This window comes from Mycobacterium sp. IDUB_1 (genome assembly GCF_055419625.1).
The window spans coordinates 609,967-624,858 of sequence record NZ_JBVAYA010000001.1 but is presented as its reverse complement, the minus strand read 5'-3'; the positions used below and the strand labels follow the sequence as shown (position 1 = coordinate 624,858).

Annotated in this window: 15 protein-coding genes and 1 pseudogene; 11 read left to right on the top strand and 5 right to left on the bottom strand. The window is 64.1% G+C overall.

From position 1 onward, the window contains the following. Positions 1 to 5: 5 nt before the first annotated feature. On the top strand, positions 6 to 371 hold the full coding sequence (locus tag ACZYYX_RS03190; protein ID WP_463812942.1) for a nuclear transport factor 2-like protein: 366 nt from the start codon (positions 6 to 8) through the stop codon (positions 369 to 371). Between the two features lie 24 nt (positions 372 to 395). On the opposite strand, the gene ACZYYX_RS03185 is transcribed toward ACZYYX_RS03190, so the two are convergent. Then, the gene (locus ACZYYX_RS03185) at positions 396 to 1,025 is read right to left on the bottom strand and encodes a TetR/AcrR family transcriptional regulator (RefSeq protein ID WP_463812941.1); all 630 of its coding nucleotides are present in this window, start codon (positions 1,023 to 1,025) and stop codon (positions 396 to 398) included. A 105-nt stretch (positions 1,026 to 1,130) separates the two neighbouring features. Here ACZYYX_RS03185 and ACZYYX_RS03180 point away from each other — a divergent pair, with 105 nt between their 5' ends. From ACZYYX_RS03180 to ACZYYX_RS03160, 5 genes and pseudogenes are all read left to right on the top strand, one after another. Next, positions 1,131 to 1,271 carry a hypothetical protein gene (locus ACZYYX_RS03180; protein WP_463812940.1) on the top strand — a complete coding sequence of 47 codons (141 nt, stop codon included), beginning with the start codon at positions 1,131 to 1,133 and terminating at the stop codon, positions 1,269 to 1,271. Further along, on the top strand, positions 1,268 to 1,756 hold the full coding sequence (locus tag ACZYYX_RS03175; protein WP_463812939.1) for a VOC family protein: 489 nt from the start codon (positions 1,268 to 1,270) through the stop codon (positions 1,754 to 1,756). The genes ACZYYX_RS03180 and ACZYYX_RS03175 overlap by 4 nt, the downstream gene beginning before the upstream one ends. A gap of 111 nt (positions 1,757 to 1,867) precedes the next feature. Continuing rightward, a complete protein-coding gene (locus ACZYYX_RS03170; protein WP_463812938.1) occupies positions 1,868 to 3,514 on the top strand; it encodes an alpha-keto acid decarboxylase family protein in 1,647 nt (548 codons plus the stop codon). A 30-nt stretch (positions 3,515 to 3,544) separates the two neighbouring features. Further along, positions 3,545 to 4,393 carry a fumarylacetoacetate hydrolase family protein gene (locus ACZYYX_RS03165; protein WP_463812937.1) on the top strand — a complete coding sequence of 283 codons (849 nt, stop codon included), beginning with the start codon at positions 3,545 to 3,547 and terminating at the stop codon, positions 4,391 to 4,393. A gap of 145 nt (positions 4,394 to 4,538) precedes the next feature. Further along, positions 4,539 to 5,050 (top strand): annotated as a pseudogene (locus ACZYYX_RS03160) (molybdopterin-dependent oxidoreductase); the annotation flags it as partial. 149 nt (positions 5,051 to 5,199) lie between these two features. Here the strand turns inward: ACZYYX_RS03160 and ACZYYX_RS03155 are convergent. Continuing rightward, complete coding sequence (locus ACZYYX_RS03155) at positions 5,200 to 5,850, bottom strand: GNAT family N-acetyltransferase (protein ID WP_463812936.1); 651 nt, start codon at positions 5,848 to 5,850, stop codon at positions 5,200 to 5,202. A 95-nt stretch (positions 5,851 to 5,945) separates the two neighbouring features. Continuing rightward, positions 5,946 to 6,683 (bottom strand): SDR family oxidoreductase, encoded by a 738-nt coding sequence (locus ACZYYX_RS03150; RefSeq protein ID WP_463812935.1) that lies wholly within the window; start codon positions 6,681 to 6,683, stop codon positions 5,946 to 5,948. A 63-nt stretch (positions 6,684 to 6,746) separates the two neighbouring features. Between ACZYYX_RS03150 and ACZYYX_RS03145 the strand changes: the two genes are divergently transcribed. Beyond that, entirely contained in the window at positions 6,747 to 7,151 is a 405-nt protein-coding gene (locus ACZYYX_RS03145) for a MerR family transcriptional regulator (protein ID WP_463814788.1), read from the top strand. Between the two features lie 10 nt (positions 7,152 to 7,161). On the opposite strand, the gene ACZYYX_RS03140 is transcribed toward ACZYYX_RS03145, so the two are convergent. After that, positions 7,162 to 7,782 carry a class I SAM-dependent DNA methyltransferase gene (locus ACZYYX_RS03140; protein WP_463812934.1) on the bottom strand — a complete coding sequence of 207 codons (621 nt, stop codon included), beginning with the start codon at positions 7,780 to 7,782 and terminating at the stop codon, positions 7,162 to 7,164. Between the two features lie 696 nt (positions 7,783 to 8,478). Here ACZYYX_RS03140 and ACZYYX_RS03135 point away from each other — a divergent pair. Then, entirely contained in the window at positions 8,479 to 9,777 is a 1,299-nt protein-coding gene (locus ACZYYX_RS03135; RefSeq protein WP_463812933.1) for a sensor domain-containing phosphodiesterase, read from the top strand. Positions 9,778 to 9,909: 132 nt separating this feature from the next. Beyond that, positions 9,910 to 11,070: a sensor domain-containing diguanylate cyclase gene (locus ACZYYX_RS03130; RefSeq protein ID WP_463812932.1), complete on the top strand. Its 1,161-nt coding sequence runs from the start codon at positions 9,910 to 9,912 to the stop codon at positions 11,068 to 11,070. Here ACZYYX_RS03130 and ACZYYX_RS03125 read toward each other — a convergent pair. Further along, complete coding sequence (locus ACZYYX_RS03125; protein WP_463812931.1) at positions 11,059 to 12,759, bottom strand: phytoene desaturase family protein; 1,701 nt, start codon at positions 12,757 to 12,759, stop codon at positions 11,059 to 11,061. The two genes, ACZYYX_RS03130 and ACZYYX_RS03125, sit on opposite strands and share 12 nt — an antisense overlap. Positions 12,760 to 12,885: 126 nt before the next feature. Between ACZYYX_RS03125 and ACZYYX_RS03120 the strand changes: the two genes are divergently transcribed. Next, positions 12,886 to 13,491, top strand: coding sequence for a TetR/AcrR family transcriptional regulator (locus ACZYYX_RS03120; RefSeq protein ID WP_463812930.1), 606 nt, complete (start codon positions 12,886 to 12,888; stop codon positions 13,489 to 13,491). A 115-nt stretch (positions 13,492 to 13,606) separates the two neighbouring features. Further along, on the top strand, positions 13,607 to 14,890 hold the full coding sequence (locus ACZYYX_RS03115; protein WP_463812929.1) for a spinster family MFS transporter: 1,284 nt from the start codon (positions 13,607 to 13,609) through the stop codon (positions 14,888 to 14,890). Positions 14,891 to 14,892: the final 2 nt, after the last annotated feature.

The following is a 14,892-nucleotide window of genomic DNA, read 5'->3' as shown; positions in this document are numbered from 1 at the left end:
AGAACATGAGTCAGCAGCTTGCCGAACTTCTCCACCGCAATCTCCAGGAGGTCTTCGGAGAGGGGAACCCTGGCCGCCGACGTACCGCGATCGGAGAGTTGTATACCGACGACTGTGTGATCTACGTGCCCGACGACGTCGTAGTGGGAATGCAGGCGCTGGATCAGTTTGCTGGTGCGTTGCGTGCAACCCATCCGGATTTCGTCTACACGACAACTGGACAAGCCCAGGTGTTGCACAACGGAGGAATTCTTGCATGGGGGTCGGGCCCCGAAGGCGAACCGCCCGAGTACACCGGGCTGGACGTCGTGGTCTTTCGCGAGTACAAGATCACCGCGCTGTATGTCTTCCTCAATCCGAAACTGAGTTAGCCGCAACGCGTTTGCGTAAGGGGACTACTCCTGTTTGGATGACTGCGGAGCGCGCAAGTCCACCGCGTCGGCGAAGTCGGCCATACCCCTTGCCAGCGACTGAGCCGCCGGCAGTTCGTAGAGGTGGCTCATGACGATCATGCCCGGCATCATCGTGACGAACAGGCTAGACAACGCGGTGGGATCGCTACCCTCGGGCAGCGAACCGTCCTTCACCCATCGTTGGGTCAGCGCCATGAACACGCCGGTCATCTTGGCGTAGAAGTCATGGGCGAACTCGTGCACCGCCGGGCGACGCAGTGCCTCCGCCCAGGTTGTGATCGCGATCTTGGAGAGGTCGTATTCGCCTCCCTGCCTGCTTCGGAGGTTGTCCATCAGGGTGGCGAGCGTCTCGGCCGGGCCGGGAACCGGATCCTGGTCGATCAAACCGACCAGCGACGAATACGTCCGTGACAGGGTCTCCTCGGCCGTAGCGTCGATGAGCTCCTCCTTGCTGCGGAAGTACCGGTAGACCGAACTGGACGACATGCCGGTTTCGGCGATCACGTCGTCCATCGACGTGACGTGAAAACCTTCTCGCGAGAAGCACCGCCACGCACTGGTCAGAATCTTCCTGCGCACTTCCAAGCGTGCGGCCTCACTAATCCTCGGCACCACTCCACTCTAAGGCGAAACGGTCGTTGCGGTAAGGGCACGACTGCGCTATCTTGCCCATATAAGCAAAACGTTCGTTTCGCTTTGAGGAACGGAGAGCACCAGATGACGTCACGCACACCACCCCTCCGGGAGTTGACCGAAACGACCGTCGTCCGACCCGACGCGATCATCGCCGACCGGGCGCTGATCGCCGAGGCGCTCGGGATCGACCTCCCAGCGTCGACCTCAGCGAGGCACTCATGACCGCACCTGCCCTCTCCGGATTCCATCACCTCAAGATTCCAGTCGCCGACCTCGACGTGAGTCTCGACTGGTACGTAAGGGTTCTCGGCGCCCAGCATCTGACGGGACTCGACCACGTCGACGGCGACGGCGTCAGGTACGCCACGATTCTGGAGATTCCAGCGCTTCCCGTCCTCATCGAACTGCGCTGGGCACCCGCCGCAGCACGTGCTCTACGCCAGTGCGACCTGATGGTCCTCGCGTTGGACACCGACGCACAGTTCGACGACTGGATCGCACACTTGGACGCCAACGACGTCGAGCACTCTCCGATCCTGCCCGGAGGCGGCGGCCCCATCGTCGTGATCATCGAGCCCGACGGCAAATTCATCCGGATGATGAAGCAACCGCCAGGCGGAATGGCCTCCCAGACGATGCCGGACACACCCCTGGACCCCCGCGGACCCTGGCTCGACGCGATCCCCATGCGCCATCCCCGGCGCTGAACGTCACCACCACTGGCGGGCTCTTGAGCCCGCCAATGAAGACGTCGAACCGGCACGACTGGTCAGGGGGGACGTTGGCCGTGCGAGTCGACCATTTGGGAGTGAGAGGCTATGTCAGAGAGCGTCATTCAGCACGTGATTCGTCGCTTGCGCGACATCGGGATCGATGCGGTGTTTGGTGTACCGGGTGACTTCGCCTTCCCGGTGCACGACGCGATCGTGGATTCCGACGGGATGGAGTGGGTGGGGTGTAGCAATGAACTGAACGCCGGCTACGCCGCCGACGGGTATGCGCGGTTGCGGGGCGCCGCGGCCTTGAGCACCACCTACGGGGTGGGTGAACTCAGTGCGCTCAACGCGATCGCCGGGAGCTACGCGGAGTCTCTGCCGGTGTTCCACCTCACCGGCATGCCGGCGATGCCGGTCCAGGAAGCACGATCGCTGGTCCACCACACCCTGGGCAACGGTGAATTCGACGTGTTCCGCAGGATGGCCGAGCCGGTGGTGTGCGGCAGCGCCATCATGACCCCGCAGAACGTCGCCTTAGAGACCGAGCGGCTGATCGCCGCCGCGCTGTACCACCGCAAGCCGGTCTACATGGCGTTCCCGTCGGACCTCGCCACCGCCCCGGTACTTGCCCGGGCCGACGCGTTGGTTCCGCCGTCGAGTGATCCGGAGAATCTTGCGAGCGCCGTCGACGCCACGCTCAGCGCATTGGAGAACGCGAAGACCGCCTGCATCCTGCCCGGCATCTTGGCCGCCCGCATGCAGTTGCGGGACGCACTCGCCGGTTTCGTGGATGCTAGCGGGCTGCCATTTGCCACGATGTTCGCCGACAAGTCCGTCGTCGACGAGAGTCACCCACGGCATCTTGGGATGTACGACGGCAAGCTCGCCAACGAGGAGCTCCGCGTCTTCGTCGAGTCTTGTGATTGGGTGCTGCGTGTGGGGACGGCGATGACCGACTTCAACTCCGGGGCGTTCACAGCCAATCTGAACCCCGCCCGCACCATCGACATCGGCCGCAACGTGACACAGGTGGGATCGGCCATCTTCACGAACGTCGAGATGCGCGACGTGCTCGCCGAACTGACTCGACGGATTACGCCCCGGAACATTGGTCCCACTCCGACCCCGTCGACGATGGGTCCCGTCGTAGGGACGGGTGACGATCCGATCACCGCGGAGGCCCTGTACCCGCGCTGGGAGGAGTTCTTCGCCCCGGGTGACACGGTCGTCGCCGAGACGGGTACCGCGTCGATGGGTTTGGCATTCGCCCGGCTACCGGCGGGTGCGACCTTCCACAACCAGACGCTGTGGGGGTCGATCGGGTGGGCTACACCCGCCGCATTCGGCGTCTCGGTCGCAGGCCCACCCGGACGCGTCGTCCTCATCACCGGCGAGGGCTCACATCAGTTGACGGTGCAGGAGATTGGCCAATTCGGCCGCCGCGGTCTCAAACCCATCATCTTCGTGCTCAACAACGATGGCTATCTCATCGAGCGACTCCTGTGTGCCGATCCCGACATCGCCTACAACGATGTCGCGCCATGGAACTACACCGTGCTGCCGAGCGCCCTGGGCTGCACGGGCTGGTACACCGCCCGGGTGAAGACCTGCGGGGAACTGGACGCCGCCATGGCGACGGCCAGAACTCACGATGGCGGCGTCTACGTCGAGGTGGTCACCGACCGCTATACGGCACCGCCACTGGCCCAGCAGCTACACGACAACCTCGCCACCCTCTACGGCAGCTGACGCCGACCAACAAGACGATCAGGAGATGACATGAAGTTCGTTGCCTACGAAAGCGATGGCGGCCGTGGCGAAGTCGGCGTCCAACTCGCCGACGGCGTCCTACCCACCGGTCACGCCGACCTCACCGCGCTCATCGAAGCGGGACCAGACGAATTGAACCGACTTCGGGTGGCCAGTGAGAAACCCGAACGCCTGGTTCACCCGGCGCGACTGCGGGCTCCGCTCGGATCCACCGCGGCGCTGCTGCTGGCCGGCGGCAACTACCAGGACCACCTCGACGAGACCGGACTGGAACCCACAGAGCCGGTGTTCTTCTCCAAGTTGCGCTCGTCGGTCATCGGAGCCGGTGAAGCCATCCGCATCCCGACCCCCGATACGAACACCGACTGGGAAGCCGAATTGTGCATCATCATCGGCAAACCGGCTTACCGCGTATCCGCCGAGAGGGCGCATGAATACATCTTCGGTTACACGATGATCAACGACGTCAGCGCCCGCGACGTGATGGTCCGCGAACCGCTGCAGATCACTCTGTGCAAGTGCCCGGACACTTTTGCGCCGGTGGGCCCGCATGTCACCACCGCTGACGAAGTTCCAGATCCCCACACGAACCCTCTGGAGATCTCCACCCGGGTCAACGGCGTGTACAAGCAGCGCACGACTACCGACACCATGATCTACTCCATTCCAACGCTTCTGGAGTTCCTCACCAGAACGGTCACCCTGCAGCCCGGTGACCTGATGAGCAGCGGCACCTGCGGCGGAACCGGCATGGGCCGCACCCCCCAAGAATTCATGCACCCAGGCGACACCGTCACCGTCGGAGTCGAGGGAGTCGGTTACCTCACCAATCCCCTCCAAGCAGGATGGGATGGGTGAGTAAGGGCTAGGACCAACACGATGCCGACCTGCGCCGCGGACCTGGCCATCTGTAGGCGGACCGAAAGTGCGCACACGGAGCCAGCCGCGACTGCATCCGCCCATGAGTCACGTAGAGACTCGGCCCCGGTCGACGGAGTCGCGCGAGCCCATGAGCTATGACCCCGCCAGCGACACCTACATTCCCATCTCGTGGGACGACGCGTTCGAACTCGTCGGCTCAACCTTGCGGGGCCTGGACAACCCCCACCAGGCCTCGTTCTACACCTCCGGAAGACTGTCCAACGAAGCGACATTCCTCTACCAACTGTGGGTTCGCGAGTACGGCACGAACAACCTGCCCGATTGCTCCAATATGTGTCATGAAGCGTCCGGTCGCGCACTGCAGGCGGCGATCGGCACCGGTAAGGGCACGTGTGACATCGACGACTGGGACCGTGCCGATCTGCTGATCGTGATGGCCGTCAACGCGCCTCCAACGCACCACGAATGTTGACCGCACTGGCCGAGGCCGATCGCCGCGGCGCGCAGATCGTGCACATCAACCCCCTGATCGAGGCGGCCTCACGGCGCACCATCGTCCCCCATGAAATCGCCGCCATGGGAACGTTTCACCCCACCAGGACGGGCACGCGCAACGTCCAGCCCCGCATTGGCGACGTCCTCGGGCCGACGAAAGTCTCGGCGGCATGGCTCGCGGCGTCGACCGTCGACTGCCGTCGCTGTTGCAACTCGATGGGCGGATGCCCTGGCGGGACTGGCGATGGCTCATCAGGCCTGGGACGTCGGAGACGCGACTGACCCCTCTAGGAACGAGGTCGCTCCGTTTTGGGTGGTGCGGTGTGGAGCTGTTCGCGCACAGCATCGATTCCCGCGAGCCGTATGTCGCTTCGGCGGACTGTTTTCCACTGATCGACAGTCATGCAAAATTCGATCATGGTGTCGTCCCGGTCCCGCCGGGGGCGGCGTGAGGTGCCGGTCTCGGTGTAGGGCAGGGACCGTGTCAATCGCAGTGACGGGACGTTGTCGTGCCATGCACTGGTGGTCGCGCGGGCGGCGTGCAGGCCAGCGAAGATCACGTGCAGTGCCGCATGGCGCATTTCGGTTCCGATTCCCTGACCCTGGTACAGGCGCCCCAACCATGATCCCGTCTCCACGGTCCGTCGTCGCGGAAAGTCGTGTGCCTCGCGAGAGCACATTCCCACGACAGTGTCCTCGACGACCACGGCCAGGTTGAGATGCCAATGCGCGACAGCTGTCTCGGCGCGGTTGCGCCAGTAGAACTGCAATGTATTGCGTTCCAGCTCGGGGGACACCGCATCGGTCCAGGGTGTCGAGAAGGGCGTGGTGGCAGGGTCATGGATGCCGTGGGCAGCCAGGCGAGCCAGCTGCTCGCCCAAGTCGTCGCTGACGTAGCGCAACGTCACGGATGGAGTCACCACCTCCAAGTCAGCCAAGGGCCACAGCTCGTTTCCCATGAGCACATGGGATCACGACGAACCCCGACCGGCGACATCTTTGTCGTGCACCGCCGGGTGCGACAGCGCGTCGCCTATCGGTGGGTGAGGCCGCCGTCGACGAAATACTGACTCGCGGTGACGAAGCTGGATTCGTCGGACAGGAGGAACACCGCCACGGCCGCCGCTTCATCCGCTGTACCCATTCGACCCAGCGGCGTCTGTGTGAGGACTCCGGCCTCGAACGCGCGCCGTTCATCGTCAGGCATGAAATTGCGGAACCCGGTTTCGATTGGTCCTGGCACCAGGGTGTTCACGCGGATGCCGCGAGGAGCCAGTTCGGCTGCCCAGCTGCGTGCGACGGCGACGAGTGCAGCCTTGGTTGCCGCGTAGACGGCGGTCGACGGCGCAGCCTCGTATGTCGATGTGGACGACGTCACCACAACGGATGCACCGTCGTTCAGCAGCGGTCTCAGCGCGGCCATCTGTAGCAGGGGACCCCTGACGTTCGTCGCCATCATCGCGTCGAAAAGAACCGGTCCGACTGCATCGATAGGTGCGATCTCCGCATAGCCGGCGTTGAGCCAGAGTCCGTCGAAAGTGAGACCAGTCACCGCTGCCGCGAGCTGCGTCCCTGCCTCTGGGCTCCCTGCGTCGTTGACTACGACCGTGGCAGAGCGTATTTCGCGTGCGAGGGCAGTCAGCGCCTCGCCGCTGGTTCCTGTCAGGACCAGTTGGGCGTTCTCCCGAGCCAGTCGATGTGCTCCGGCGGCGCCGATGCCGCGCGTCGCTCCGGTGATGAGGATCCGCTTTCCGGCAAATCTCGAACTCATGGCGTCGACGCTACAAACTAGAGGGGACTCTAGATCAAGCTTGACGAGGACGTTTCAGTGAGCATGTATTCGATCGGTGAGGCCGCCGAGGCGCTCGGGCTCAGCGTGCACACCTTGCGGTTCTACGAAAGCGAGGGGTTGCTCCTCGGACCTGTCGACCGTACGGCGGGCGGGCGACGGCGATACAGCTCGATGGATATCGATTGGCTGCGGATCTGCACCCGTCTGCGCGAGTCGCAGATGCCTCTGGCCGAACTCAAGCGATTTGCCGGTCTGGTTCGATCGGGACCCGGTAACGAGTCAGAGCGGCTTGCTCTGCTCGACGGTCACCGGGCCCGCGTCAACGGCCAGATCGAAGCACTGGAACAGGCCCGGGACCTCATCACGTGGAAAGTGACCGTCTACGAGAACAAACTCCGCGCCGGAGACGCCGATGGCCTCTGGGATCGCATCATCCCCACGCGATAGGCCACATCTCTCAAGGTAACCGCATTCGCGCAAGCCAGATGGTGCGCTGCCCGCACGAAGGATCTGACGCGACGTGGGCGATGACCTCGAACCCGTTCTCATCGAGCAGCGCGCGATATTCGATTGGGTCGAGACTGGCGTGGTACAAGGGTTCGCCACGATAGCTGCCGATATGCTCGCCGGCCCCGGGGCCACTGTTGAACAACAACACCGAACCGGCTGCTGCGTGTCGCGAAAAGATCGGGAACATGCGTCGCTGGTGGCGTGCAGACAGGTGAAACATGCTGTCCCAAGCAATGATTCCATCAAAACGACGGTCCATCGCAAGCGTGCGCATGTCGGACACCTCCCACTGGTGCTCCGGAAAGCGCGCCCTACTCTTCGCGATCATTGCGCCCGACCCGTCGATCCCGTAGAGCTGGCATCCCCGTTCGATCAGGTACGCGGCGATGGGCATCGCTGTTCCGCATCCCACATCGAGTACAGCTCGGCCCTGATCAGGCAGGGACGCCACGAACTGATCGAGCCATGCGCGTTCGGTCAGCTGGTCACCGCGATCGCGCACCCAGCTTTCCGCATGACGGTCATACAACGTGATGACGCGATCCGCGTCAGGATGCTCGTGAGCCACAGTCCCCAGTATCGCTGTGCCACCGACCTGCAGACGGACAACCATCGCGTCAGCGACGGTCAGGTGAATCATTCACGGCGCACGCACTTTTGATTACTCCTGGTCACTGTGGATGTGATATCGGGACTAGTCCGACGATGACGCTGTGTGGGCGGCCGGTTCGCCCCAAACGCGCATTGGCCGGTGCGCACGCGATCTCGGAACGCAGCGCAGGATCATGATTCGGAGATCGGCGAGCGTCCACAGCGCTCCGGATCGGGATGTAAACGTCTGGACAGCAACGCAATAGACAAGACGTGATTGGCGGGGGCCGTCGCATGGCCGTTCACTATCGAATCTCGAAATTAGAATATGACAGAATTCTTACTCGTTTGCTGGCGGCCTGACTAATTGACGCACCAAATGGCACCGTACTTGTAGGCGGATTTCCGCAGGGGCTTGGGTTGAATCAGCAGCCTCCACCCGGCGGGAGTCGTCGGGGCAGGATCGGGGCGATCCACCGGCAGTCGCGGTTCCCGTCATTGCGCGGACCGCGCCCGCTGGTGGACGGCCCCTCTTTGTGGGGGTCTGGGCACTCCGTTGCCGACATACATGGACGTAGAAGGCACAGCCAGCGTGTGGCCAAGACTTTGGGGGCAGCCTCTGTGTGCCCCTCGACAGTTGGTGCACAGTAGACAGCGGTGAGGAGTTGACGACATGCGGCGGCTGATCGAGAGCCTGACAGATTCGCTGGACACCGTGTCACTCGTGCGGCGGGCGGCCGAGCAGATGTGCCTCCACACCCCAGTCGCGTCTGGTGCGTCGATCGTGCTGTGTGATCCGGAGTGCGCCGACAACCTCGTCTTCGTCGCCGCCCACGGCTCAACGGCCAGCTTGCTCGGTCACAAGCTTGCGCGCGAGGGATCGTTCGTGGACGTGGCAATGCAGTCGCGCGAACCGCTGATCGTCGACGACGTCTCTGCCGACCCCCGGGTGCCGAGGACCAGTCGGGCCCTCGCAGAGGGTCTTGATGTGCGGTCGTGGATCGTGATCCCGCTGCGCCACAACGATCTAGTTGTCGGAGCCATGTCGGTGGTCGCGTCGACACCGTCGGCCTTCGACGACGCTGCGGCGGCCGCGATCATCTCGCTGAGTAGTTTCGTCGCGGCGCTGATGAGTTCGCAAAAGCAGCTCACCGACCTCTTTACGACGCTGCCATTCCGAGAGGAAGCGAAGCTGCCCGCCCCCTCGGCCACCGCAACGTTCGTGGCGAGTCTGCTCTATCCCGACTCGATCGAGGCCGAAGCCACACACCAGGAACTCGACCGGCTCTTCGCCCCCGGTGCGTTGCTGCCGGTCTTCCAGCCGATCGTCGATCTGTGTACTGGTCGTACCGTCGGCTACGAGGGCCTGAGCCGTTTCCCCCATGCGTCAGAACGCAACGTCGAGGAGTGGTTCGGTGTGGCGCAGCGCGCGGGGCGGGGTGTCGAGCTCGAGATCCACGCTGTTGATGAGATCCTCACTGCCAGCGTGCAATTGCCCGCCGATCTGCCCATCGCGGTCAATCTCAGCCCACGCGCCGCGGCAGATCCTCGCGCCCGTGCCCTCCTGCTCTCTGCAGGGCGACCGGTCTGCGTCGAACTCACTGAACACGACCGCTTCCCTGACGACCTGTTGGACGCGCTGACACCGTTGCGTCACCACGGACTCGATATCGCTGTCGACGACGTCGGAGCGGGGTATGCGACGCTGCTGCAGATCCTGCGGCTCAAGCCTGACATCATCAAGATCGACGCCGAGTTCACCGCGGGCGTGCAGACAGATCCGGCGCGACGGGTGCTCACCGCGGCCATCGTCGAGTTGTCTGCGGAGGTCGGCGCTGTCACCGTGGCGGAAGCGATCGAAACCGAGGATCAGCTGCGGGCCCTCCGCGATCTCGGAGTGGCGCGAGGCCAGGGGTACTACCTGGGTCGGCCGCGGCCCGCGGCTCGGCCGCAGTCGTTCGCATCCACCTAGGCGTCACGACAGCCGGGGTTCCGCCGGGGCAAATAGTGCAATGGCTACCGGGGTTGCGATGCGATCATCACACCGCCTTCGGCGGAGATTCCGCCAGACTGAGCCGTCCGCCGCGATAGGATTTGGCCTCGCGTGAAGACGCGCGGTGAGGGCATCGCCGGTGTCGCTCGACAAACATGGGGGGCGAACATGTCGGACAACGGATTTCCGATTCCTGCGAATGAAGACCAGCGCCTACGAGTTCTCGCCGACTACAACATCATGGACTCTCTGCCAGAGCAGGCATATGACGACTTCGCGAAACTCGCTTCGGCAATCTGCGGGACGCCGATCGCGCTCATCACGTTGCTGGATGACCACCGTCAGTGGTTCAAGTCGGATGTGGGCCTCGGTGTCAGTGAAACCCCGCGATCACAAGCGTTCTGTGCGCACGCCATCATGGATCCCGGCGAGGTGATGACGGTCGAGGATGCCACCTTGGATCAACGCTTTGCCGCGAACCCACTGGTGACCGGCGACCCCCGTATCCGCTTTTATGCGGGCGCACCGCTCGTGGCACCGACGGGTGAGGCGTTGGGCACGATCTGCGTGATCGACCGTGAGCCGCGCAGTCTCAGCGAGATCCAGCGGGAGGCGCTCCGAATTCTCTCTCGCGAGATCATCGTGCAGCTCGAGCTCCGCCGAAGCATCGCGACCCTCGAGCAGGCCGTTCTGGACCAAGAGAAGTACGTCGAACTCTTGCAGGAGTATCAACGTGATATCGAAAAGGTGAGGGTGCACCTGGAATCGCAATCGGTCACCGACGTGCTGACGGGCGTGAAGAATCGGCGTTCTTTTGATCTCACACTCGACGAGGAGTTCATCCGTGCGCAATCGAGACGTACGACGTTGTCGTTGCTCATGATCGACGTCGACCAATTCAAGTCCTTCAACGACGAGTTCGGGCATCCTGCTGGCGACGAGGTGCTCCGGTCCGTCGCGCAACTTCTGCAATCAGAAATGCGGGAGAGTGATTCCCTGTTTCGTTACGGCGGCGAAGAATTCGCAGTCATTCTGCCTGAGACCACCTGCAAGGGCGCCTTCGTGCTCGCCGAAAGGTTTCGGCGCGCAGTGCAGAGGGCACCGTGGCCGAGGCGCGGGATCTCGATCAGCGCCGGTGTGGCCGCGATCGACGCGAGCACCGTCTCGCCGCGGGACCTTCTGCAATTCGCCGACCAAGCGCTCTACAGCGCCAAGCAGACCGGCCGCAACCGGGTGACGATGGCCCCGAGTGGGGGGGCGTCAGGCGTGTAGTGCCCGCGTGGTGCTGAACGGGTCGAAGTCGTCCGCCCACGTAGGGAGCGCAGAAGAACCGGCGAGTTGGCCGCCGCTTCGGATGAAGGGAACAAGGTCGCGGCCGATGATGCTGCCCGCGGCGTTGACGCCGCTGAGCATGGCTCCGACAGTGCCCGGACCCCATGCAGTGCTGGTACCCACGGTGTACAGGCCCGAGATCGGCGTGACGGCCCTGGGGCGCATCGGCCCGATCTGGGAGAGGCGCAGTTGCAGTCCGAACGGGGCTCCTGCGGTGTTGTTCACGAAACGCGTTTGCGTTGCCGGTGTTCCGAGCTCGCTGAGTCTCACCTTCGAGGATGAGCCAGGAAAAGCCTGCTCCATACGGTCCAGCATGCCGTCGATGATGATCTTCTTGATCTCGAGGTAGCCGTCGTCGCGGCTGTATTGACCGCCGGCGACGTCATACCCATCGAATCCCCACAGCCGGGGATCTGATGGCGTGACGGTCTGGACCTCGATGGTGGCATGCCCTTCGGGAGCGGCGCGGTGATTGCTCGGGTCCCGTCGCGACGAGGACTGGACGAACATCGGCTGGCGGGCTGCCATGTCGCGCGCCCACTCGGAACCGACGTGGAACCCGTTGCCGTTGAGAGTGTTCTTGCCAAAGGCTGCCATGTGGGCGAAGGACTTCGCGGGTCCCCAGTCAGGGATCGTGAAGTAGTTGCTGTTGGGGCTTTCCGAGAGGTCCATCTCCACGCCGAAGAATCCGTTGATCAAGGGCTGCGACATCTTCCAGCCCGCCACTCGCCGGCGAAACAGCCGGGGGAGCTTGTCCAGGCCGATCAGTTCGGTGTAGGTCTTGATGATGTCGGCGTCAGACACCACGGACGCGGACGACAGCACCTGTCCGTCGGACAGACGGACGCCCTGCACACGTCCGTCGTGGAGCAGGATCTCCGAGACTTCGCTGCTGGTACGGATCGATCCGCCGTAGGCGGTGATCACGGCCGCGAATCCGGCAGCCAGAATCTGTCCACCACCACGGGGGTAGTAGGAGCCGGTGCCGATGTAATCCTGGAAGAACGCGGCCATCGCGGCCGTGGGCAGCACGGTGGGGCTACACGCGACGGCGCCGGATTGCACTGACAGTGCGTACGCCATCCGAGGTGACAGCCCGAGAGCGGCCAAGGTCGCGGCGTAGGGAAGCGCCATGAACGGCGCGCCGCGCCCGGCGCGGGCCGCCCAGCGTGCCATCCCCCCGGCGGTTGCCATGTCGTTGCGATCGTGGGCCTCCCCGATCCGCCGCATGAGGTCATGGAAGCGGCGAACCGCCTTGCGCTCATCGGGAAAGGCATCGAGCAGCTCGGCCTCATAGGCGTCCCACCCCACGGGAGTGGCGAGTTCGAAGCCAGGCGCAATGATGCGGTCGAAGCCACCCTGGTCCATCGGCAGCCACGTGATCCGGTCATCGATGCCGATTCCGTGCATCATCGCGGTGACGATGCCATCGGGTCCGCAGTGGCTGACGTAATGCACGCCGCAGTCGAACTCCCATTGACCGCGTCGGCCGAAGACGTGCGAGGACCCGCCCAGGGTGGTGTAGCGCTCGAGTAGCAGCGTCTTGCGCCCTGCTGCGGCAAGGTACGCGGCCGCGGACAGGCCACCAAGTCCGGAACCCACCACGATCGCATCCCACCGCTCGCCCATCAGTCCCGCTCCTCACCACCGCTCGACAAAGCGGTATACCGATCGATGTAATCAGTGGCGGCCAACGTAGTACATCGATCGGTATACTTGCAAGGCAAGATCAGAATTGCAGGTGGAGGGTGACGCATGAGTGCGCGAGACAAATTGGTGCTGAGCACAATTGACCTCGTCCGCCGTCACGGGGTGGCGGGAACAGGTATCGCGGCGATTCTGGAGCACGGTCATGTCTCCCGCAGGTCGATCTACCTCAACTTCCCCGAGGGCAAGTCAGAGCTCGTCCAGGAAGCAACACGGGTGGCCGGAAGCTTCATCGATCACCAGATCGCAACCGCTCTGGAACTGCCCACCCCCCAGGACTCACTCACAGCGTTCGTCGCGTCGTGGAAAGAAGTCGTGGCGCGAAGCGATTTCGCGGCAGGTTGCCCCATCGCCGCTGCCGGTGTGGCCCGCTCCACGGAACCCGGGATCGCCGATATCGCTGGGCAGACGTTCGACCGTTGGCGAGATGCGATCGCCGCATCGCTCCGTCACCACGGAGTCGACGAGGCCACCGCACCGGCCCTGGCGAACGTCGTCCTGGCTGCCGTCGAGGGAGCCGTGGTCATGGCCGTTGCGCAGCGATCCCTGCGTCCGCTCGACGATGTCCGCGATCAACTGATCGTCCTCGTCGGGCATCATCTCGACGCTTCGGTCGATGAGCCGCGGCGCCGGAAGTCGACGCGTCGCAACTAACCGGAGAGGCGTAGGGGCCAGTGTACGAACAGGGTTGACCACCAGGCGTCATCCCAGACGGCGTGCATCTCAGTGCGTCTGCCAAGCTGCTCGGTAGCGATCACCGAGGAGAACGATGTCGACGCCACAGGATCTCGAGCCGCCCACCGAGGCCGCGCACTCGCCGACACGCGCCTGGACCGCGGTCGTGGTGCTCGCACTCGTCGGCACCCTGAACTACGTCGACCGGTTCTTGCCCGGCGTCCTGGCCGAGCCGATCAAGCAGGACCTCGCGTTGTCCGACACCGCCATCGGTGTCATCAACGGGTTCGGGTTCCTCATCGTCTACGCCGTGGTGGGCATCCTGATCGCGCGTATCGCCGATCGCGGCGCGTTCGGCGTAGTGATCGCGGGTTGCCTGACGTTGTGGGGTTCGATGACCATGCTCGGTGGTGCTGTTCAGTCCGGCTTCCAACTCGCGCTCACCCGTGTCGGCGTGGCCGTCGGCGAGGCGGGCAGCACACCGGCAGCGCATGCCTACGTGGCGCGGAACTTCGGCCCGGACAAGCGGTCGGCACCGCTGGCGGTCACCACGATGGCGATCCCGCTGGCCAGTGCAGCCAGCCTGCTCGGTGGCGGGCTGCTCGCCGAAAGCTTGGGCTGGCGCGCTGCTTTCGTGACCATGGGTGCTATCAGCGTGCTTCTCGCCCCGGTGGTGCTGTGGGTTGTCGGGGTCCGGCAGAGCCTGCCGACTCCGCCACCGCGCCAGGACGATGTGTCGCTGAACTGGTGGGATCTCCTGCGCAAGCGAAGCTTTCTGGCGATGGTGGCCGGTACCGCGCTGGTGTCCGCGGCGGGCTACTCCCTGACCACCTTCGCGCCTGCTTTCCTGATGCGGACCCGGGGGATGTCGCTGGGCGAGGTCGGCGTCGAATACGGCCTCGTCACCGGGCTTCTCGGTATTCTGGGACTGCTCATCGTGGGTCGGATCGCCGATCGGTTGGCGTCCCGCGACCCGCGTTGGTTGCTCTGGATCGTGGTCATCCTGATCGCAGCGCTGTTGCCGGCGTCTGTGCTGGCCTTTGTCGTCGAGAACCGTTCATGGTGCGTCTGGTTCCTGGCACTGTCCTATGTCATCGGTATCGCCTACCTGGCGCCGTCTATCGCGGCGATCCAGCGTCTGGTCCTTCCCGAGCATCGCGCGACGGCCTCAGCCGTGTTTTTGTTCTTCAACGCGACGCTCGGTGCGGTCGGCCCGTTCCTGACCGGTGTTGTCAGCGACTCGCTGGCCGGTGCGTTGGGCGCGCAGTCACTGGGTCGTGCCCTGCTGATCCTGGTCCCGACCCTGCAGCTGGTGGCGATCGGATGTTACGCGGTGGCCGCGCGTCAGTATCGGCGCGACGTCATCGCGGAAGGCTGACG

Bases quoted from the DNA above. Each gene is read 5' to 3' on its own strand.
- ACZYYX_RS03165 (WP_463812937.1), top strand. From the start codon at position 3,545: ATGAAGTTCGTTGCCTACGAAAGCGATGGCGGCCGTGGCGAAGTCGGC.
- ACZYYX_RS03145 (WP_463814788.1), top strand. From the start codon at position 6,747: ATGTATTCGATCGGTGAGGCCGCCGAGGCGCTCGGGCTCAGCGTGCAC.
- ACZYYX_RS03180 (WP_463812940.1), top strand. From the start codon at position 1,131: ATGACGTCACGCACACCACCCCTCCGGGAGTTGACCGAAACGACCGTC.
- ACZYYX_RS03125 (WP_463812931.1), bottom strand. From the start codon at position 12,759: ATGGGCGAGCGGTGGGATGCGATCGTGGTGGGTTCCGGACTTGGTGGC.
- ACZYYX_RS03150 (WP_463812935.1), bottom strand. From the start codon at position 6,683: ATGAGTTCGAGATTTGCCGGAAAGCGGATCCTCATCACCGGAGCGACG.
- ACZYYX_RS03190 (WP_463812942.1), top strand. From the start codon at position 6: ATGAGTCAGCAGCTTGCCGAACTTCTCCACCGCAATCTCCAGGAGGTC.
- ACZYYX_RS03120 (WP_463812930.1), top strand. From the start codon at position 12,886: ATGAGTGCGCGAGACAAATTGGTGCTGAGCACAATTGACCTCGTCCGC.
- ACZYYX_RS03170 (WP_463812938.1), top strand. From the start codon at position 1,868: ATGTCAGAGAGCGTCATTCAGCACGTGATTCGTCGCTTGCGCGACATC.
- ACZYYX_RS03175 (WP_463812939.1), top strand. From the start codon at position 1,268: ATGACCGCACCTGCCCTCTCCGGATTCCATCACCTCAAGATTCCAGTC.
- ACZYYX_RS03135 (WP_463812933.1), top strand. From the start codon at position 8,479: ATGCGGCGGCTGATCGAGAGCCTGACAGATTCGCTGGACACCGTGTCA.
- ACZYYX_RS03115 (WP_463812929.1), top strand. From the start codon at position 13,607: ATGTCGACGCCACAGGATCTCGAGCCGCCCACCGAGGCCGCGCACTCG.